This window comes from Methyloglobulus sp., assembly GCF_964779595.1.
In genome coordinates, this window is the sequence record NZ_CBAROL010000007.1 from 34,464 (window position 1) to 54,004 (window position 19,541).

The 19,541-nt window shown below is 44.9% G+C and carries 20 protein-coding genes; 15 read left to right on the plus strand and 5 right to left on the minus strand.

Features of this window, described 5'->3' with window-relative positions; all coding sequences use genetic code 11:
• The first annotated feature begins 39 nt into the window (after positions 1-39).
• The 9 genes from ald (at position 40) to parC (ending at position 9,091) form a co-directional block, all read left to right on the plus strand.
• A complete protein-coding gene (gene ald, locus AC1YY3_RS04445) occupies positions 40-1,146 on the plus strand; it encodes an alanine dehydrogenase (protein WP_481823624.1) in 1,107 nt (368 codons plus the stop codon).
• A 178-nt stretch (positions 1,147-1,324) separates the two neighbouring features.
• Complete coding sequence (locus tag AC1YY3_RS04450; RefSeq protein WP_481823625.1) at positions 1,325-1,735, plus strand: hypothetical protein; 411 nt, start codon at positions 1,325-1,327, stop codon at positions 1,733-1,735.
• Between the two features lie 283 nt (positions 1,736-2,018).
• A complete protein-coding gene (locus tag AC1YY3_RS04455; protein WP_481823626.1) occupies positions 2,019-2,825 on the plus strand; it encodes a TIGR00266 family protein in 807 nt (268 codons plus the stop codon).
• A 1-nt stretch (position 2,826) separates the two neighbouring features.
• Positions 2,827-3,927, plus strand: coding sequence for a M48 family metallopeptidase (locus AC1YY3_RS04460; RefSeq protein ID WP_481823627.1), 1,101 nt, complete (start codon positions 2,827-2,829; stop codon positions 3,925-3,927).
• A gap of 180 nt (positions 3,928-4,107) precedes the next feature.
• Entirely contained in the window at positions 4,108-4,356 is a 249-nt protein-coding gene (locus AC1YY3_RS04465) for a type II toxin-antitoxin system Phd/YefM family antitoxin (protein WP_482194336.1), read from the plus strand.
• A 244-nt stretch (positions 4,357-4,600) separates the two neighbouring features.
• Positions 4,601-5,782 carry a helix-turn-helix domain-containing protein gene (locus AC1YY3_RS04470; protein WP_481823629.1) on the plus strand — a complete coding sequence of 394 codons (1,182 nt, stop codon included), beginning with the start codon at positions 4,601-4,603 and terminating at the stop codon, positions 5,780-5,782.
• Positions 5,779-6,246 carry a PIN domain-containing protein gene (locus tag AC1YY3_RS04475; protein ID WP_481823630.1) on the plus strand — a complete coding sequence of 156 codons (468 nt, stop codon included), beginning with the start codon at positions 5,779-5,781 and terminating at the stop codon, positions 6,244-6,246. The genes AC1YY3_RS04470 and AC1YY3_RS04475 overlap by 4 nt, the downstream gene beginning before the upstream one ends.
• Positions 6,247-6,356: 110 nt before the next feature.
• The gene (locus AC1YY3_RS04480; RefSeq protein WP_481823631.1) at positions 6,357-6,857 is read left to right on the plus strand and encodes an acyl-CoA thioesterase; all 501 of its coding nucleotides are present in this window, start codon (positions 6,357-6,359) and stop codon (positions 6,855-6,857) included.
• The gene (parC, locus tag AC1YY3_RS04485) at positions 6,857-9,091 is read left to right on the plus strand and encodes a DNA topoisomerase IV subunit A (protein ID WP_481823632.1); all 2,235 of its coding nucleotides are present in this window, start codon (positions 6,857-6,859) and stop codon (positions 9,089-9,091) included. Before AC1YY3_RS04480 ends, parC begins: the two co-directional genes overlap by 1 nt.
• An 18-nt stretch (positions 9,092-9,109) precedes the next feature.
• Here parC and AC1YY3_RS04490 read toward each other — a convergent pair whose 3' ends face one another.
• The 5 genes from AC1YY3_RS04490 to AC1YY3_RS04510 form a co-directional block, all read right to left on the minus strand.
• Positions 9,110-9,715, minus strand: a complete 606-nt coding sequence (locus tag AC1YY3_RS04490; protein ID WP_481823633.1) for a YiiX/YebB-like N1pC/P60 family cysteine hydrolase — start codon at positions 9,713-9,715, stop codon at positions 9,110-9,112.
• Positions 9,716-9,731: 16 nt separating this feature from the next.
• Positions 9,732-10,352: a response regulator transcription factor gene (locus AC1YY3_RS04495; RefSeq protein WP_481823634.1), complete on the minus strand. Its 621-nt coding sequence runs from the start codon at positions 10,350-10,352 to the stop codon at positions 9,732-9,734.
• Positions 10,345-11,460, minus strand: a complete 1,116-nt coding sequence (locus AC1YY3_RS04500) for a two-component system sensor histidine kinase NtrB (RefSeq protein WP_482194337.1) — start codon at positions 11,458-11,460, stop codon at positions 10,345-10,347. Before AC1YY3_RS04500 ends, AC1YY3_RS04495 begins: the two co-directional genes overlap by 8 nt.
• A gap of 21 nt (positions 11,461-11,481) precedes the next feature.
• Positions 11,482-11,685, minus strand: coding sequence for a hypothetical protein (locus tag AC1YY3_RS04505; RefSeq protein WP_482194338.1), 204 nt, complete (start codon positions 11,683-11,685; stop codon positions 11,482-11,484).
• A 232-nt stretch (positions 11,686-11,917) separates the two neighbouring features.
• Positions 11,918-12,682: an inositol monophosphatase family protein gene (locus tag AC1YY3_RS04510; protein ID WP_481823636.1), complete on the minus strand. Its 765-nt coding sequence runs from the start codon at positions 12,680-12,682 to the stop codon at positions 11,918-11,920.
• Positions 12,683-12,931: 249 nt separating this feature from the next.
• Between AC1YY3_RS04510 and AC1YY3_RS04515 the strand changes: the two genes are divergently transcribed.
• The 6 genes from AC1YY3_RS04515 to AC1YY3_RS04540 all read left to right on the plus strand — a co-directional run bounded on the left by AC1YY3_RS04515 (position 12,932) and on the right by AC1YY3_RS04540 (position 19,428).
• Positions 12,932-14,590 carry an ATP-binding protein gene (locus tag AC1YY3_RS04515; protein ID WP_481823637.1) on the plus strand — a complete coding sequence of 553 codons (1,659 nt, stop codon included), beginning with the start codon at positions 12,932-12,934 and terminating at the stop codon, positions 14,588-14,590.
• A gap of 118 nt (positions 14,591-14,708) precedes the next feature.
• Positions 14,709-15,686 carry a cation diffusion facilitator family transporter gene (locus AC1YY3_RS04520; RefSeq protein ID WP_481823638.1) on the plus strand — a complete coding sequence of 326 codons (978 nt, stop codon included), beginning with the start codon at positions 14,709-14,711 and terminating at the stop codon, positions 15,684-15,686.
• Positions 15,687-16,011: 325 nt separating this feature from the next.
• Positions 16,012-16,650, plus strand: coding sequence for an RNA polymerase sigma factor (locus AC1YY3_RS04525; RefSeq protein ID WP_481823639.1), 639 nt, complete (start codon positions 16,012-16,014; stop codon positions 16,648-16,650).
• Positions 16,647-17,336: a zf-HC2 domain-containing protein gene (locus AC1YY3_RS04530; RefSeq protein ID WP_481823640.1), complete on the plus strand. Its 690-nt coding sequence runs from the start codon at positions 16,647-16,649 to the stop codon at positions 17,334-17,336. Before AC1YY3_RS04525 ends, AC1YY3_RS04530 begins: the two co-directional genes overlap by 4 nt.
• A gap of 14 nt (positions 17,337-17,350) precedes the next feature.
• A complete protein-coding gene (locus AC1YY3_RS04535) occupies positions 17,351-18,574 on the plus strand; it encodes a S8 family peptidase (protein WP_481823641.1) in 1,224 nt (407 codons plus the stop codon).
• A 242-nt stretch (positions 18,575-18,816) separates the two neighbouring features.
• Positions 18,817-19,428 (plus strand): hypothetical protein, encoded by a 612-nt coding sequence (locus AC1YY3_RS04540; protein WP_481823642.1) that lies wholly within the window; start codon positions 18,817-18,819, stop codon positions 19,426-19,428.
• Positions 19,429-19,541: the final 113 nt, after the last annotated feature.

A 19,541-nucleotide genomic window follows, 5' to 3' on the forward strand; every position in this document is an offset into this window, starting at 1 on the left:
CGGCTTTATGAACTGTTCAAACTTATTTGGAGCTTAACCATGCTTATCGGTCTTCCCAAAGAAATCAAAGACGGCGAATTTCGTGTTGGCTTAACGCCGAGTGCAGTCAAAGCGTTAACTGCTAAAGGCCATCAGGTTTTGGTAGAAGCTGGAGCGGGGCAGGGTAGCTTCATCAGTGACGAAGAATATCATGTAGTGGGTGCACAAATTGTTGCTGATGCAGAAGCGACTTGGGCGGCGGATTTAGTCGTTAAAGTTAAAGAACCGATAATCTCAGAATATCCATATTTGCGGCAAGAGCTGATCTTGTTTACCTACCTGCATCTTGCTTCCAATGCAGCATTGACCAAGGCATTGCTCGCCAGCGGCACAACAGCAATTGCGTACGAAACCGTGCAGAATCAAGCAGGGCAATTGCCGCTATTAATACCGATGAGTGAAGTGGCTGGGCGCATGGCGACGCAAGTCGGAGCTGCCAATCTGCAAAAGCATCAAGGTGGACGCGGTGTGCTAATGGGCGGTGTTCCTGGTGTTGCACCCGCCGATGTCACTATTTTAGGCGGTGGCACTGTGGGTTTAAATGCGGCGCGTATCGCCGTCGGTATGGGCGCACAGGTGACGGTGTTAGATGTTAGCCATGATCGGCTGGCGTATTTTGACGACATTTATCATGGACGTATCCAAACCCGCAAAAGCAATCAGCATTCCATTGAAGAAGCCGTCTACCAAGCGGATTTGGTGATTGGTGCGGTGTTGATTCCAGGTGGCAAAGCACCGTGGTTGATAAGCCGTGACATGCTTGCCAGTATGCGTAAAGGCGCAGTGATTGTCGATGTCGCCGTCGATCAAGGCGGCTGCATAGAAACCACAAAGCCGACTACGCATAGCAATCCAACCTACGAAATTGATAGCATCGTCCATTACTGCGTCGCCAACATGCCCGGTGCAGTCCCACGCACCAGCACGTTTGCGCTCAATAATCAGACCACTGATTATGTTCTGCTACTCGCTAATCAAGGATTAAATGCGTTAATTGAAAATTCGGCATTGCAATCAGGCTTGAATACCTACCACGGACAAGTCACGCATCCAGGTGTTGCAGAGGCTTTCGGATTGGCGCATATAATGCCATTGAAAGTTCTATAAGTTAAAAGCCCATCAGGAAATTAGTGGATATTCAATATCCTGAAAATAAAGTGTTGAGGCTGCATTCGTTTAGCTTATTAAAACGGTTGCGAATTCAAGCAAAATATTCGATACTCCAGCACTTGTTATAGATTGTGTTTGCTGGATTTTACTAACGACGATTGGAGAATAAGTTTTTATGAATAAATCAATTATCCTAGGCCTAGCTGTTTGCGCTATTTCTTTGAATGCCATCAATACTTTGGCAGCGAGTGATGAAAAATATCCTGCTTCAAATTTTGAGCCTAGCGTGACCTATATCGATGAAAGTGCTGCTCAGTCGCAATCATCCGCTGCGGATGACAAGTATCCCGCCTCAAATTTTCAGCCTAAAGTGACATATATTGATGAGGACGCTGCGGGGCAAACGCAATTATCGAAAGCCCCCGTGATTGACGAGAAATATCCTGCGGCTAATTTTGAGTCAAAAGTGATTTATTCGGATGAAAGTGCAAATAGCCCATCATCAACAGTCGCACAAGAACAACCGGATCAGTTTGATCCCAATTATCCTGCGGCTTATTTTAAGCCCAAGGTTATTTATCCTTAAGCAAACCTTGATAAATCCTTCGACAAGACTCCTGAGTACGCTACCTGCCATTCTGAACGAACGGTAACTCGTTGATTATGTTAATTCAGCTTAAAAATCGCAATGGTGGGGTGTTTAACTGATTGTCCGTGGTTAGCTTGTCGAACCATTGATTTGTGAAGGCAGTATTTCCAAATATTTTGACAGGCAGGTGTTTTTATAACCAACTGAAAACATAGGGTAAGTGATTTAAGATTGCCGTAAAACATCGACCTTGATGTTAACCATGAGGATAGAAAACGCCATGTCCCAATTAAACTACACCATCAACGGTAACGATTTACAGTACATCAAGATTATCTTAGAGCCAGGTCAGGAAGCCATTGCCGAGCAAGGGGCAATGATGTACGTGGACAAGCACATTGTTGTCGATACGATCTTGGGCGATGGCAGTTCTTCACGGATGGGCGGAATTGGTCGGTTTTGGAATGCGCTCAAGCGATCATTCACAGGCGAGTCAATGTTCAGTTCCGTGTACCGGAATACCTCAAATAAGCCACAAACCATTGCCATTGCCGCACCTAGCCCTGGGGAAATCATCCCAATCAACTTATCAGAACACGGCGGCATGATTATTTGCCAGAAAGGGGCTTATATCGCGGGTGAGCTTGGGCAACGGATACAACTGGCATTCCAAAAACGCCTGCGGGTCGGTTTTTTCGGCGGTGAAGGCTTTATCATGCAGAAAATCAGTGGTCAGGGGGTCGTGTTTATTCATGCTTCTGGCACACTTAAAGAAGTCGTTTTAATGCCTGATGACGAACTCAAAATTGACACAGGCTGCTTGGTCGGCATGTCATCGACGGTTCGTTACGACATCAAATATACAGGTAAGCTGAAAAATAGCCTGTTTGGCGGTGAAGGTTTGTTTTACGCCACCGTTTCCGGCCCTGGTAAGGTGTGGATACAGTCCTTGCCCATGAATCGTTTAAGCAAAGTGTTGATGAGTGCGGCCTTAACCGGAAGCAGTAGCCGTTCATCCTGGATGGGCAAGTTTTACCTGCTCGCCGTGATTCTCGTTGCGATTGCCACTGTCTACAACAAACCTTGATATGAATAATGGTGTCAGCATTCTCCTGTTTGGTCCGGAACTGCCTAGTGCGGGAGAATTGACGACTTGCCTGATTGAGCAAGACCGGATTTATCTGCCCGCTTATAAGCAAAACGTCAACTTTTCCGAACTGGAAGCCAGGGTCGGCAGTTTCGACCACAACCAATTGCAATTGTTCTGGCAACATCAAGATCAAGGCTGGTTATTGATGCCTGCGAATCCAGACGCACAAAAAACACTGGTCAAGCTATTGCCTAAAAAAGAAGTAGCCGGATTGGGCAAGTGGAAACGTGCTACCTTAGGCCAAAGTCTGGTCTGGAAATCCATCGCTTATTCCTTATGCAGCCTTGCGTTGCTGGCGGTCTTGGTTATCTGGCAATATGATACTGCAGTTTCCTGGGTGGCTGGGCGCGTACCGCTGGCGACGGAATACAAGATTGGGGAATCGGTGTTGACCAGCTTGAAAACCCAAACTTCTCTAATTGACAAGGGTGTTGCAGTTGATGCCGTCAAAAAAATCGGCGACCGCCTGACTAATGGTTCACCTTATAAATACCAATGGCACCTCTCAAATGACCCGGCCATCAATGCCTTTGCCTTGCCGGGTGGTATAGTCATCGTCAATAAAGGCTTACTGGAGAAGGCGGATTCCGCTAATGAAGTGGCGGGCGTATTGGCGCATGAAATCCAACACGTCGAACAACGCCATGCTTTAAAGAACATGATTACCAGTTCCGGCATTGCGGCAGCGGTGTTGTTAGTGTTGGGCGATGCCAATGCCGTTATGATGATTATGGCGCATCAAGTGTCCGCCCAGTATTTCAGCCGTCAGGCCGAGTCCGATGCTGATATGAAAGGAATTGCCTTGCTGAATAAAAGCAAAATTGACACGCAAGGCATGGTCACTTTTTTCAAAAAAATGCAGGAAGCCTTTAAAGGCAAAGCAAATGGGCCTGAATGGATGTCATCTCATCCCGATACCGCCAACCGTATACAAGCGATTGAAAATTACATCAAAGATCATCCTTGTACAGATTGCGATAGGTTGAAATGGGATAAGAAAGTGATTTTGGCGAGTTTGGAGAAAAAAAAGCCAAGGTGAAATAGGCTTGCAATATGCAGATGTGTAGCCTGGATGCAGCGCAGTGGAATCCGGGGTTTCGCGGCTTTGATTTTCCGCATTACGTTTTACTTCATACAGGCTACGGTAATATTTCGGAAAATTATTGAATAACGCCCCTATAAATAGACTAACCTAGCCTAGTCAACTATTGAGGTATTCATGATGAAAACGGTTAACTTATTTCACGTAAAAACCCATCTGTCCAAGCTGGTCGACCAAATTGTATCTGTGGAAGAAAGCGAATTTGTGATTTCGCGTAACGGTAAGCCAGTTGCGCGGATGACGCCTATCATCCAGAAAAAAGATGTTTCGTGCCGCATCGGTATTGCCGAAGGCGAATTTACCGTGCCGGAAAATATCGATTCCGCTAACGATGAAATAACTAGGCTGTATTACGGGAATTCGTAAGGCGGGTCTCGACCCGCCCTACCGTGCTTGACTACTATCCATAACGACCCTTTCGACCGGTTGCTCGTTGCTCAAACCTTAAGCGAACCGATGCGTTTGGTGACCCATGACCGTGTTGTGGCAGGATATAATGACAGTACTATTTTGGTTTGAGATATTTTTTATGCCAGACTACTCGTTAGATATATATAATCAACAAACATTAATACTAATGTAGCAATGAAAAAAAAGATACACCAAATAGATGACTGAGTACATACCTGTTAATGGTGAAGTGTTGCGCTGGGCAAGGGAAACCGCGGGGCTTAGTGTTGATGATGTAATTGGGAAGCTTGATCGCAAAAGCATCACTTATGAAACTGTTTTAGCATGGGAAACTGAAATAGAGTCACCTACATTCGCGCAACTAGAGCGTTTGGCTTATGAAGTATATAAGCGTCCTCTTGCGCTGTTTTTTTTTCCTGAGCCGCCAGAAGAAAAAACACCTAAACAATCATTTCGTACTCTTCCTGATTATGAGATAGAAATAATGCCGCCAGCGATGAGAATGTTGCTGAGGAAGGCCAGTGCATTTCAATTAAATTTATATGAGCTTTACGAAAATGTAAATCCTGCTACGAAACCGATAGTTCAAGACCTATCGTTTGCCACAAATGTATCGGCAGTCGATATGGCAACAACTGTCAGAAGCTATTTATCTGTAACAATAGAGCAACAAAGCTTATTGAACAACACCGACAAGGCACTTAAGTTTTGGCGTACAAAATTGGAAGCACATGGCATTTTTGTTTTTAAGGATGCTTTCCATGCCGATCAATTTTCAGGCTTTTGCTTATATGATGAGTTTTTTCCCGTTATTTACGTAAATAATAGCAAGCCATTCACGCGGCAAATATTTACTCTTTTCCATGAGTTAGCGCATCTGTTATTTAAAACGGGTGGAATAGATACTCATATAGATGATTACATTGATTACCTAGAAGGCGATAGCAAAAAAATAGAAATTCTTTGTAACAAATTTGCTGGTGAGTTTTTAGTCCCTACCGAAGATTTTAATTTAAGACTTAAAAATGCACTTATTGATGAATCCAAGATTGAAGAACTTGCTAGATTTTATCATGTGAGCAGAGAAGTAATATTGAGGAAAGCTTTTGATAATAAATTAATTGACCAAAAATATTATGATGAGAAAGTATTCTCTTGGAAACGGGAGTCAGCCGCCAATAATTCAAGCAGCAAAGGTAGTGGCGGTAATTACTATCTGACTCAAGGAGTCTATTTAGGTGGGAAGTATATTGAAAAAGCTTTTAGTAGCTATTATCAACAACGAATAACTAGCGAGAGGCTAGCTGATTATCTAGGAGTTAAAGTGAAAAATCTAAGTGGCATGGAGTCTTTGTTATACAGCAAAGATAATGCCGCGTGAGGTATGTATTTGATAGCGGCCCATTAATATGGATGTTTAAGTATTATTATCCTGAAAGGTTTCCATCACTTTGGAAAAAATTTGATCAGTTAGTTGATGAGGAGCAAATTATTTCAGTAAAAGAAGTTTCGAGAGAGCTTGAAGGACAAGATGACTTGTTGTCTCAATGGGTAAAAGACAACAAATCATTTTTTCAACTACCTGCAACTGACGAGCTTCTAACAGTTACGGAAATTTTTAAAATTCCACACTTTCAAACTTTAATTAGGAAACAAGAACTCTTGGGGGGCAAGCCTGTGGCAGATCCTTTTGTGATTGCTAAAGCTAAGTCTATTGGTGGTTGCGTTATCACGACAGAAAAATATAAAGAAAATGCGGCACAAATTCCAAATGTTTGCAAACGGTTTAATATTCCTTGTATGGATTTAGAACGCTTCATGAAAGAAGAGGATTGGACTTTTTAATGTGCAAGTTCTTAAATTGAGTTGAATTTTTTTAAGCACAATAAAACAACAACACATTTATAGCCGGTGGGATTTGTACCCCACCTCAAAGATAATCTCCCCCAATCCTTATGCCAAAACAAGAAAAATACCTAACAATGACCGTCCTAATGACCCCGGATATGGCGAATTTCTCCGGCCATGTCCATGGCGGCTCCTTGCTTAAATTGCTGGATCAAGTCTCTTATGCTTGCGCTGCCAAATACTGTAAAAGCTATGTGGTCACGGCGGCGTTAGATCAGGTGTTTTTTATGCAGCAGGTGAATGTTGGCGAGCTGGTATCTTTTTATGCTCATGTTAACTACGTTGGGCGCTCGTCCATGGAAATTGGTGTAAAGGTGATAGCCGAGAATTTACGAACCCATGAAAAAAGGCATACTACCTCTTGTTATTTTACGATGGTCGCTTTAGATGAACACGGAAAAACAATAGAAGTATCTCGTTTGACTTTAGAAACTGAGGCAGAAAAACGGCGTTATGCCGGAGCGGAAATACGCAAAAAATTACGCCAGGAAAGCCTTGAAAAAGTCCGCGCATTGAACATCGATGTAACCGAGGAAGAGTTAAGATAATGAGTGTCGTACAAGAAAATTGTGAACGTTTGCCGTTAAAGGAATTCGCAGAAAAAGCCTACCTGGATTATTCCATGTACGTGATTTTGGATCGTGCCTTGCCGCATATTGCCGATGGCTTGAAGCCTGTGCAACGGCGGATCGTGTATGCGATGTCCGAACTGGGTTTAACTGCACTCGCCAAGTACAAGAAGTCCGCCAGGACAGTGGGCGATGTGTTGGGCAAATTCCATCCGCACGGCGATTCCGCTTGCTATGAGGCGATGGTGTTGATGGCGCAGGATTTTTCTCACCGCTATCCGCTGATTGATGGGCAAGGCAACTGGGGTTCGCCGGACGACCCTAAATCCTTCGCCGCTATGCGCTATACCGAATCGCGGTTGACGGCGTACGCGCAAACCTTGTTGAGTGAGTTAGGGCAGGGTACGGTTGAATGGTCAGATAATTTCGACGGTACTTTACAAGAACCCGTCATGTTGCCGGCAAGGTTGCCGAATCTGTTGCTCAACGGCACGATGGGTATCGCTGTGGGAATGGCGACCGATATTCCGCCGCATAATCTGGTGGAAGTCGCCGGTGCCTGTATCCATCTGCTCGATAAGCCCGATGCACCTCTGGAACAACTGCTTGAGCATATCAAAGGCCCGGATTACCCGACCGAAGCGGAAATCATCACGTCTGCCGATGACATCCAGAAAATGTATATCAGCGGTGGCGGATCGGTCAAAATGCGTGCTAAATACGAGCAGGAAGACGGCAATATCATCATTACCGCTTTGCCTTATCAGGTGTCCGGTGCAAAGTTGATGGAGCAGATTGCCGCGCAGATGCTGGCGAAAAAGCTGCCGATGATCGAGGATTTGCGCGACGAGTCGGATCATGAAAACCAGACGCGTCTGGTCATTATGCCGAAATCGAAACGGATTGATGTCGATGAGGTGATGTCGCATCTGTTTGCCACGACCGACCTTGAGAAAAGTTACCGCGTCAATATGAACATGATTGGCCTGGATGGACGGCCAAGGGTTAAAAATCTGCGGGAAATTCTGGTTGAGTGGTTGACTTTCCGTACCGAAACAGTTCGTAGACGTTTGCAATTCCGCCTTGATAAAGTGTTGGCACGATTGCATGTGTTAGAAGGTTTGCTGATTGCCTTTCTAAATATTGATGAAGTCATCGCCATTATTCGCTTTGAGGATAATCCCAAAGCGGTGATGATCGAACGTTTTGGAATAACGGATATTCAGGCAGAAGCCATCCTGGAATTGAAGTTAAGGCATCTCGCCAAACTGGAAGAAATCAAGATAAAGGGTGAACAAGCCGAATTAGAACAAGAGCGGCAACAACTAGAAGCCATTTTAGGTTCAAAAGAGTTGCTAAATAACCTGATTAAATCGGAATTAGAAGAAGATGCGGAAAAATACGGCGACAACCGCCGTTCACCCATCGTCGCACGGGAAGCCGCGCAAGCACTGGAAACGACAGCCTTAATCACCAACGAGCCACTGACCGTGATTCTCTCCGAGAAAGGCTGGATTAGGGCGGCAAAAGGTTATGATATTGATGTTGCAACCTTGGGTTACCGATCCGGTGACGGCTTCCTCGACTCCGCAAAATGCCGTTCGACCCAACCCGTTTATGTACTGGATTCAACTGGGCGCGTGTACAGCACCACCACGCATGATCTACCTTCCGCAAGAAGCCAAGGCGAACCATTGACCGGACGGCTAAATCCTGCGCCAGGTTCATTGTTCACCTACTTGCTGGCGGGTAATCCTGATGATTGGTATTTGTTAGCCAGTAACGCAGGTTATGGTTTCAGGGTGCAAGTCAACGAACTGGTCTGCAAAAATAAAGCGGGTAAATCGCTTATTTCCCTACCAACAGGCGCAAAAGTCGTGAAACCCGCACCAATCGCCAATCAGTCCGATTTACTGGCGGTCGTTACCTTGCAAGGTCGTTTACTGATTTTTCCTGTTATTGAATTGCCCGAATTGACAAAGGGCAAAGGCAATAAAATCATTCAGATACCGAGTAAAGATTTGGCATCAAGCAAAGACTATGTGGTCGCTATGGCTGCAATACCCGTCAACGGTCAATTGGTTGTTGTTGCTGGAAAGCGTCAATTAACGCTTAAAGCTATCGATATTGCCCATTATTCCGGCAATCGGGCGAACCGAGGCTTAAATTTGCCGAAAGGATTTCAGAAGGTGGATGGAGTGATGGCTGGTTAAGTTTTGTAAATTGTGCGGTTAATTTATATTGTTTCGATTTTTTAGGGATGGTGGATTAGGCGACTCCCATACCGTTTCTAATCGCTCGGATCTAAGTTGACTTGCTGGTGTTACTGTAATGCGTGACCACGGAATGCGCCCCATAAACCATAGCCGCCAAAACCACAGCGGCGTTTTGGGTTGGCTAGTCAGTAAGGCTTCAAATGATTCAAGTGTACCAATTTCAACGCCGAGTGCGTTCAAATAAGTTTCATAGACAAACTTTGAACAGAATTGACGCGATGATAAAAAATGGAAGCCAAGATGGTAAAGTTTACCCATTCGGCTATCACATTCTTTACGCAGTGATTCGATTTGATTGGAGGACAATCCGTCACCCATTCGACGAACAACAAGCCAGTCGTTATCTGAACGCGATACAAAATTGGCGAGGGTGACATACCTCACGGTTGGGACAGCACTTTCGGCTACCAGCCAGCCTATGTGTTGGTCATAAAATGCAATTCCTACATGCGAAGTTAATGAGCCAGTTGTTTGGGCGACGCGACGGTACAGAAAATTAGGGATGCTGGTGAAGAGAATATCGCCCTGTTTGAGACAATTTTCAGCAGGATGCTGTGTCATATCAATACCAAGTAGATCAAATTAACCCGCAGTGCATTGCCATCACGGTCAATTCCGCCAAATCCTCAGCTTGCATTTTTTCCATGATTTTGGCTCTGTGAACGTCAACGGTGCGGTTGCTGACATCTAGTTTTTTGGCGGCTTCTTTGTTGGATAAACCTTTGACGACTAAAACAAATACTTCATGTTCCCTAGGTGTTAGCTGACTTAAACGCTGTTTCAATTTGCGTTTTTCAGCATGGTAAACCCGCGTGTCCAAGTCTTTTTGGATCGCTTCTTCCATACGACTTAACAGTTTGTCGCTGTCAAAAGGCTTTTCCATATAATCGACAGCACCTGCCCTGAACGCCTTGGATGAATCGGGAACATCAGCATGTCCACTGATAAAAATAATGGGAATGGCGAAGTCTCTTCGTGCCAGTTCTTCTTGGAGTTCCAACCCCGTCATGCTGGGCATTCTGACATCCAGTATCAAGCAACCGGCTTGATCGGGATCGAAATTATTTAAAAATTCATCTGCGGATTCAAAACACCTGACGGCTTGTCCAGTCGATTCTATAAGCATACTTAACGAATCTCTTATAGAAAAATCATCATCAACCAAATAAACCAGCGTCTTAGCTTTTGTTTCAGCCATTGGGCTTCTCCGTAGGTATTGTGAAATAGAAGGTAGTACCTTTATCCTCTTTGCTATTGAAATGCAAAGTGCCGTGATGCGCTTCAACCAGTGATCGGCTGATCGATAAGCCCATACCCATACCAGAGGATTTGGTGGTAAAAAACGGTGTTAGTATTTTTTCTTGTTGCAGTGGCGTTAAACCAGGGCCGTTATCTTTGACCCTGACCACGATGTAATTCAATTCATTCAAACTGGTTTCGATGGACAGTTGCCGCTGGGTAAATTGCGGTAGATCTTTAAGGGCATCAATACTGTTTCTGATTAAATTGAGGAGGACTTGTTCAATTTGAACGCGGTCGATAAATACAATGGGCAAGCTTTTGGTCAACTCAAAACGCATGGCAACCAAGTGCTGCTTGAAGTCAGACTCAAACAGGCTGATGGCATCGTATACCAAGTCGTTGATATCTACTGTGGAACGTTGAATTTTCCGTTGTTTGACGAATTCCCGCATACTGTGGATGATCTGCCCAGCTTTGAGTGCTTGTTGATTGGCTTTCAGCATGACATCGCCAATTTTTTCCAAATCTGGTTTTTCATTCTGGAGAAACCGCAAGCAGACCTGGGTATAGTTAACGACGGCCGACAGAGGTTGGTTGACTTCATGGGCAATACCCGAAGCCATTTCACCCATCAGACCGAGACGGGTAACGTGCGCGAGCTTTTCCAGATGTTCTTTTTCTTGCAGTTCTTGATGCTTTCTGGTGCTGACATCGCGGACTATACCGCTGAAGTATTGCATACCATCGAGTGGAAACTCAGCGATGGACATATCCAAAGGCACTAGCGAGCCGTCTTTACGTAAGCCTTCTACTTCCCGAATTTGACCTATCGCCTTGGGGATAAAGATGCGTAGGTATTTTTCCAGGTAATAATCCTGTTTTTTTCGGATGGTTATTGGCATTAGTTGGATGACGCGTTGACCGATCAGTTCTTCTGCGCTATACCCGAAAATGCTTTCCACCGCCGCATTTACAGAGACAATAGTCCCTTTCGTGTCGATGACGATAATGCCTTCAATTGAGGCGTTTAATATAGAATTAAGTTTGGCTTCCCGTTCGAGCAATTGATGTCGAGAATAATTAAGTTAATCGACCGTTTTGCTTAAGGCATTGTCACTTTTGCTTAGGTGTTCGGTTTTGGTGCGGTTGTCATTAACAAGTTGAGCAACTTGCTCAGAAAGCACCTGATTCTGTTGTTCAAGCTCAACTTGCCGCGCTTGAAACTCAATCAGCCGATTTTGAAGTTCAGTGATGGATATTGGGTTAGTGTTATCGGGCTGGTTTAACATAAGTTTGGCTGTTTGTTATCGCTATTTTGCAACATGCGTATTAGCTTACGACCTTATCCAGAAATATTTTGACCTAAGCTTACACTACAAGCTAAATGTTGTGGATAAAATTTAAACCCAAATGTTTTGGTTAGAAATGATTAACAGTATAACTCGGCTAATTCACAAAAACTCATTGATAAGTCTAGGTTAATTATAGAAAACTGAAAACAATAGATGCACCTTGTCGAGCTTACATAAAAGCTAATAATTGTTCTAATATTGCCCCATTCGTTGCCAAAATTTGCTTTGGGAAAACACCTTTATTACCTTCAAAGTCGGTAATGGTTGCTCCCGCTTCCGCCGCGATTAATGCGCCTGCGGCTATATCGTAAAGATTCAGTTCCTGTTCCCAGAACGCATCAACTTGTCCATCGGCCACCATACATAAGTCCAAAGCGGCGGAACCAAACCGACGTTGCCCGGTTGTTTGCTCGGCAATTCTGCAAAATCGTTGCAGGTTATTGTCTTTCAGATAAGCGCGGACGCAAGCAAAACCCGTTGCAACCATAGCATTGGCAAGCACTTGTTCAGTAGAAACGGCGATGGGATTGCCATTTTTCCACACGCCCTTATTTTTTTCAGCACAGTAATAATCATTGAGGGCAGGGGCGTAAACTGCACCGACAAGCGTTTCTTGATTAACTTCTAAAGCCACGCTTATCGACCAAAAGTACTGGCCCTTTGAAAAAGAGTGCGTCCCGTCGATAGGATCGACTATCCAGCGGTTAGTCTGGTTTTCACTTTGTCCGCTTTCTTCACCCCAAAAGCCATACTGAGGATAGTGCTTGGAAAGCGTCTCTTTTAGATAAGACTCAACAGCAATGTCGGCTTCGGTCACAAAATCACGCGGACTTTTTTTGGTTACTTTGAGTAGCTCCAGGTTTTTATAATGTGAGAGTGCAATTGCGCCCGCTTCACGGACTATTTTTTCCAGATCGGTAAGGGATACAGTCATTTGCGGTATTGAAAGGGCAGGGTATACATTGGTAATAAATATAAGGTTTTATTGTGGAGTGCAATTTTAATATCCGCAGAGCTTCGCGTCCAGCAGCACGGCTGATAAAGCAAAAAGGCAGCGTAGATAACCTTCAAGGTGATAGTTGTGGATTGCTACAGCTTTGTCATGGGTTCAAAACGCTATAAGATTTTATCTCCTATCGAAACTGGTCTAAGCTTGTCGTATATTAAAAGCATAGGCTAACTCATGTCAGAAAAATCCAACATTCTTATCGGCTATCTTACAGAAGTCCGTGGCGACGGCATGGAGGCACGTGTCGCTGAGGAACATTCCGGCGACTTGCCCATTATCACCATTGATGGCGAAGATATGTTAGCGGGGCAAATTGGCTCGTACATTGTTATCAAACAAAAGAATATCAATGTGTTGGCGTTAATTTTTAAGACCTGGGGGAAAGACCGCTTTGATTCAGCAGGTAAGCGCTTGACGGATCGGTTTATTTCCTTGATTCCAGTCGGTGAGATTCAAGAAAATGGCACGTTTATTCGCGGTGTACGCCACTATCCCACACCAGGTGCAAATGTATATGCGGTCGGTCTTGAGGACATTAATGCGATTTTTTCTAAGTTTCGGGATTATAAATTCTTTATCGGTCAGTTGGCTTCGCATAAGGATTATCACTTAAGCCTGGATCCCAGAGCGTTATTTAGCAGGCATTTTGCGATTATTGGGCAGTCGGGTTCGGGTAAATCTTGGACAGTCACCAGCTTGATCCAAAACACTATCAAAGCCATGCCCAATGCCCATATCATTATGCTGGATTTGCACGGTGAATATTGCTGGAAAGATGATGATGGCACGGTGCATTCGGCTTTTCCTGACGATATGGTGCAATATGTTGATGCGATGGAAATGGAAATGCCGTATTGGATGATGTCTTATGCGGAACTGGTGGATTTGTTTATCGACCGTGACGACAAAGGTGCGACTTTGCAAATGTCGTTTATGCGTGAGATTTTACAACAACTTAAACGTAAAGAAGCCAAAGCAATCGGGATGCCCACGGTTTCTATCGACACGCCGATTTACTTTTCCCTAGCGGAAATGTACATGCAGTTTAAGAATGCTAATGAGGAACGCAAAGAGTTCGGAAAAATCACTGGTCCTTTATTCGGGCAATTCGATGAATTCTTGATTAGGATGCAAAGCCGGTTCAATGATGTTCGTTATGATTTTTTGCTGAAACCTAAAATTCGTAATAATTCAGCCAGCATGGCGGATTTATTGCGGCAATTTGTGGGCTTAGGTGCCAAAAAAGCCAATATCACCGTAATTGATTTAAGCTCCGTACCGACCGACATCAGGCCCGCCATTTCGGCACAGGTAGGTCGATTGGCTTACGAGTTCAACTATTGGAATCCACGGCGGCGTGAATTCCCAATTACCTTATTGTGCGAAGAAGCCCACGCCTACATCCCACGGGAAAAAGGCGGTCAGTTTGACGGCACCAAAAAAATGATGGAACGTATTGCAAAGGAGGGACGTAAATACGGCGTTTCTATCGGTGTGGTTAGCCAACGACCTACCGAACTGTCCGAAACCATGCTGGCACAATGCAGCTCATTTATTTGCTTACGCACCACCAATCCTGATGACCAAGCCTACATTAAAGGCTTAGTGCCAGAAGCAGAAGGCGATCTGACCGACATTTTGGCATCATTAGGTCGAGGTGAAGCTCTGGTGTTAGGCGAAGCTGCGCCGTTACCCACCCGTGTGCAAATTTATCGACCCAATCCAGAGCCGAAAAGTAATGATGTCGATTATTTCACCAGTTGGCGCGAAGGTCCAGAAGATCTGGACGTGGAAGAGATTGTTAATTTATGGCGGACGCAAACGAGGAAATGAGAACTTGAGTTAATGGGTGTGCGTCTAGTATAGAGCGGACATTCTAGGGCTATCTGTTTTGATACTTATACATGCTAGTTAATTTTTTACAGCATTTTGGAAATGTCGATAAAGTCAAATGATCCATAAAAAACATCCAAAACCACATAATGAAGGTATTACTGGTCATTCTCACGCGCATGATAGTGGTCACCACCACAGCACACCTATTAACTACGGTGGTGTCTTTATTATTGCGATTGTACTCAACACGGTTTTTGTTGGTGTTGAATTTACTTACGGCTTTATTGTTAATTCAACCGCTCTGATAGCTGATGCTGGACACAATTTATCCGATGTTTTGAGCCTGCTGTTAGCTTGGGGAGCAACTATCCTCGCTCGGAAAGTGCCTAGTGAGCGGTACACTTATGGATTACGCAGTACGTCCATTTTGGTCGCATTAGCAAATGCCATGTTCCTGCTTGTGGTATGCGGTGCGATTGCTTGGGAAGCTCTCCAGCGTTTCCAGCAGCCACCAACAGTGGCTGGGATCACGGTTATACAAGTCGCTATCGTTGGCATTTTTATAAACAGCCTGTCCGCGTGGTTGTTCATGAGAGGCAGTAAGGACGATTTGAATATCCGAGGTGCTTATCTGCACATGGCTACCGATGCGTTGGTGTCGCTGGGCGTGGTGATCGCGGGTGTGGCGATGCTCTTCACTGGCTGGTATTGGCTGGATCCGATGATTAGTTTAATCATCGTGGCAGTCATTGTTTTTGGCACTTGGGGCTTATTAAGCGAGTCGATGCACCTGGCGTTAAACGCCGTCCCCATAAACATTGATTTATCCGCAATTGACCGGTATTTACGTCAGCACCACGGGGTAACTGATATTCATGACTTGCACGTTTGGGGCATGAGTACGACAGAAAGTGCTTTAACCGTTCATCTGGTCATGCCTAATGGCTACCCTGGAGATGCAATTATGGATGAAATCATGCGCACGCTCAGAACGCAATTCTCAATCCATCACAGCACTTTGCAAATTGAACAGGGAACAACCGATCATTCGTGTTCCCTGCATCCAAGTAAATCAGAACAGCATCAGCACTGAGGAGCATGATGCCAAAAAGTTCGACCCTGCTTGCTAATTACAGTACTGAATTGTAGTTTTTTTACGATCTGTCTTCTCACAAAGTGTTAACTATTCTAAAAACTAATTGAACATTTTAGCTTTTGGCAGGAATCATAGTTAATAGTTTTTCGTTCAAATGCTGGTCTGGGCGATTAACTGTTTTAGCTAAAATTAACAGCCAATTTTATATAAATCGTGAGATTTGTAGTGTTATGATTCAAATCATGCTTTTGAAGTGTTTTAAAAGGTTAACTGGGTACTGCAATTTGAAGGTTCTGGTTAACGAAAAGATGAGGAGAGCAATTTGGCAAAAACGGTGGATGATGCGCTGGGGATAGCGTTACTCAAGCGCATAGCGGCGAAGGATCGCAAGGCATTCGAGGAATTTTATTACCTGTATGCAGAAGGATTTGGCAGATTCCTCATGAAAATGTTGAAACAGCAAGACTGGGTAGATGAGGCAGTCAATGATGTGATGTTGACAATCTGGCAATCGGCAGAACGCTACGATCCTGAACGGGGACGACTGTCCACTTGGTTGTTTGGTATTGCCCATAACAAAGGGCTGAAAATACTGGAACGGAATGGGCGACATCGTGAACAATCGCTGGAGGACTATGCTGGTGAGGTTGATAATGACGGAGACGATGCACCTGAGCATTATCATGCAGCCATATCCGCAAGCTCAGAACCAGAACGAATGGTTATGGGATGGGAGCTGGGTGATGCGATGACGTGGGCGTTTTCCAGACTGTCTGCCGATCATCTGGCGGTGATTGACTTGTGCTTTGGCGAGGATTACTCCTATCAGGAAATTGCCGATATTGTGGGTTGCCCAATCAACACCGTGAAAACCCGCTTGTTTCATGCACGTAAGCATTTGGCGGAACTACTGGCACGTAAGGGTTTCTCACTGCCTGAACAAGGTAAGGTAATGATATGACTGAAAATAAACCAAGCAATACAATAGCTACCGAGCATACCGAGTTGGAAGGCTTAATACCTTGGTACGTCAATGGTACGCTTTCTACCGAGGAAAGTGCGGCGGTGAAACAACATATAGCGGTGTGCGAACAATGCCAAAGCGAAGCATTACGATGCCAAAGTTTGGTGGGTCAACTTCCAGCAGCACAAGAAATTTGGAAGCCTTCGGCAGCGCACTTTACCGGCATTCTTGCCAATGTAGATAAGCTTGAGGCTGCGACAGCTAAACCGGATACCAGTCGTACGAAAACTACGTTGGGGCTTTTCCAACGTATTTGCGCTTGCTTATCGCAAACACCTAGTCCAGTGCGTTGGACACTGGCATTTGAAACCCTGGCTTTTGCGGCACTGGCCTTATTTTTGGTGTTACCAAATTCACCCATTCCGAAGACGGGCGGGGTATTTGAGACGCTCTCCAATGCGGAATCGTCGACCACAAAAGGCAAATCCATTCGGCTGGTGTTCTCCGAAGACATGACGACACGGGAATTGTTCGACTTACTGAAACAGGCCAAGGCGCAGATTCGCCAAGGTCCATCTGAGGTTGGAAGTTATACGATTGAAGTAGCTTCTAAGGATGAGGCACAATCACTGTCCGTCTTACGTGCAAATCCCAAAGTGAGGCTAGCGCAGGCGGTCGAATAGCGTTCTGCTAGCTCATGACAACAACAAGACTTAGCTTGTGTTTGTGCATTGCCACATCGTTGTGGCTACTCGGCTGTGCTGAGTTACCTCCACATTTCTTCGAGGGCATTAACGAGCTACCCAAGCAGATGGTAAGCCGCCAAGTGTTGGTGACGTTGCCGGAAAATCTCAAATCAGAATGGGCAACAATACAAGAGGAACTGGCAAGACGCAATGACATACTGACATCCGGTGAATTTCCGCTACCTTCCATCGGCGTGGATTGCCTGGTTTACCAAGTGCCGGAGCAAGAAAATCTGGAACAAGTCATTCAGCAACTACAAGCGGATTCCCGCGTGGTACTCGCGCAAGAAAACCAAGTGTTTGAAGGTATACAAAGCAGTGAAAGCGATGAATTTGCCGCGATTAGCTATGCCCCAAAGCTTGTTCATGCAGATACCGCCCATCAACTCGCCACAGGTAAAGGAATCCGTATAGCCGTGGTGGATACAGGGGCAGAAAAAGACCATCCCGACTTCAAAGATCAGCATTTGGAAACCGCCAATTTTGTAGATGGCAGCGATTATGCTTTTGCTCATGATCGCCACGGTACTGCAATAACGGGTGTGATTGCCGCAAAAGCAAACGATGGAATCGGTATTTATGGCATAGCACCGGATGCCGAAGTCAGCGTTTTAAAAGCCTGTTGGTATCCAGAAACCTCAGATGCCAAGGCACAATGCAGCAGTTGGTCGCTGGCAAAAGCATTGGATGCGGCGATTAGCAGTGGGGTACGTATCATCAATTTAAGTTTGGCGGGGTCACATGATGAATTACTGGGCAAACTTCTCGAAACCGCCCATCAGCGCGGTATAAGCATTGTCGCAGCAAGTCTGGAAAAACAAGCGCAGCCAGGATTCCCCGCAGAACTGCCATTTGTGATTCCGGTGATTTCCACTGGTCCAGACGGGCAGGTAGCGCAACCCGCTTGGTTAGCGCGATTTCCTGGCGTTGTGGTTGCGCCAGGCGTAGAAATTTTGACGACTGTACCTAACGATGGCTACGATTTTGTGTCCGGCAGCTCTCTGGCAGCCGCTCATGTCAGTGGCATTATTGCGTTATTGCTTGAGGTAAAGCCCCAGCTTTCGCCTGAGCAGATCAAAGCATTGCTCCTGCGTAATGGTAAGCAGCAATCGGCTGCACCGCTACATTCATTGGATGTGTGGGCTATTTTGCAAGCACTTGATACTGAAAAGTAGAGACTTCCCTCTGAATTAGCTAGATCGCTTGCCCCGCGTTTTCATATAAACTCTCCTAAGTATAGCTATTCAAGTAATTGATTTAATAGAAATATTGTATTTTTAATAGCGTTTTCAAAAAAATCTGTAGAAACTATTAAAAATAATTTGAACAAATTTGATACATGACCGGAATCATGAGTCAGGGAGGGATAAAAACTTCCTGATCACAAATCTTATTATTTATTACGGGAGATTCCATCATGAAAAAGCAATATTCATTTAAAGTTATTGCAGGTTTGGCATTGGTTAATTCGATGCTGCTATGTACTCAGGCAAGTGCTACTGATTTGGAAAGCATCAGATTTCCACTGGTACGTCCTGCGGTTTTAGGCCAAACCTGCGCGCTTGAGGCTAAAGGTAAAGTGAAGGTCACTACATTAGGCAATGTAGAAGTCATGGATGTCAAAATTGAAGGCTTACCAAGCAATACTGGGTTCGATGCCTTTGTTATTCAAGTGCCTAATTTTCCATTCGGCATGTCTTGGTATCAAGGCGACATTCAAACCAATGGTCGCGGGAAAGGCTATGCTCGATTTGTAGGTCGGTTCAATGAAGAAACCTTTATCGTAGCACCCGGTACGCCGACTGTTGCGCCGCTAACACACACTGGCGATGCGGGTGAGAACCCTGTTACCAAGCCCATTCATACTTACCATATCGGTATTTGGTTTAATTCACCTGCTGATGCAGTAAAAGCTGGCTGTCCAGGTGCTACAACCCCATTCAATGGTGAACACAACGCCGGCATACAGATATTGAATACCAGCACTTTTGTCGATGAAGAAGGTCCATTACTGAAACTTAAACCTTAATTACATCAGCAAGCTAAGTTGCAAGTATGTTTTCTTACAGGTACTTAGTAACGTTGTTAAGTGTGCATTTGATGAGTTGGACGGTGTGTGCCAACTCATCAAAACGGTAGCTA

Coding starts and splice junctions, on each gene's coding strand:
- ald (WP_481823624.1), top strand. CDS start 40: ATGCTTATCGGTCTTCCCAAAGAAATCAAAGACGGCGAATTTCGTGTT.
- AC1YY3_RS04450 (WP_481823625.1), top strand. CDS start 1,325: ATGAATAAATCAATTATCCTAGGCCTAGCTGTTTGCGCTATTTCTTTG.
- AC1YY3_RS04455 (WP_481823626.1), top strand. CDS start 2,019: ATGTCCCAATTAAACTACACCATCAACGGTAACGATTTACAGTACATC.
- AC1YY3_RS04460 (WP_481823627.1), top strand. CDS start 2,827: ATGAATAATGGTGTCAGCATTCTCCTGTTTGGTCCGGAACTGCCTAGT.
- AC1YY3_RS04465 (WP_482194336.1), top strand. CDS start 4,108: ATGATGAAAACGGTTAACTTATTTCACGTAAAAACCCATCTGTCCAAG.
- AC1YY3_RS04470 (WP_481823629.1), top strand. CDS start 4,601: ATGACTGAGTACATACCTGTTAATGGTGAAGTGTTGCGCTGGGCAAGG.
- AC1YY3_RS04480 (WP_481823631.1), top strand. CDS start 6,357: ATGCCAAAACAAGAAAAATACCTAACAATGACCGTCCTAATGACCCCG.
- parC (WP_481823632.1), top strand. CDS start 6,857: ATGAGTGTCGTACAAGAAAATTGTGAACGTTTGCCGTTAAAGGAATTC.
- AC1YY3_RS04490 (WP_481823633.1), bottom strand. CDS start 9,715: ATGACACAGCATCCTGCTGAAAATTGTCTCAAACAGGGCGATATTCTC.
- AC1YY3_RS04495 (WP_481823634.1), bottom strand. CDS start 10,352: ATGGCTGAAACAAAAGCTAAGACGCTGGTTTATTTGGTTGATGATGAT.
- AC1YY3_RS04505 (WP_482194338.1), bottom strand. CDS start 11,685: ATGTTAAACCAGCCCGATAACACTAACCCAATATCCATCACTGAACTT.
- AC1YY3_RS04510 (WP_481823636.1), bottom strand. CDS start 12,682: ATGACTGTATCCCTTACCGATCTGGAAAAAATAGTCCGTGAAGCGGGC.
- AC1YY3_RS04515 (WP_481823637.1), top strand. CDS start 12,932: ATGTCAGAAAAATCCAACATTCTTATCGGCTATCTTACAGAAGTCCGT.
- AC1YY3_RS04520 (WP_481823638.1), top strand. CDS start 14,709: ATGATCCATAAAAAACATCCAAAACCACATAATGAAGGTATTACTGGT.
- AC1YY3_RS04530 (WP_481823640.1), top strand. CDS start 16,647: ATGACTGAAAATAAACCAAGCAATACAATAGCTACCGAGCATACCGAG.
- AC1YY3_RS04535 (WP_481823641.1), top strand. CDS start 17,351: ATGACAACAACAAGACTTAGCTTGTGTTTGTGCATTGCCACATCGTTG.
- AC1YY3_RS04540 (WP_481823642.1), top strand. CDS start 18,817: ATGAAAAAGCAATATTCATTTAAAGTTATTGCAGGTTTGGCATTGGTT.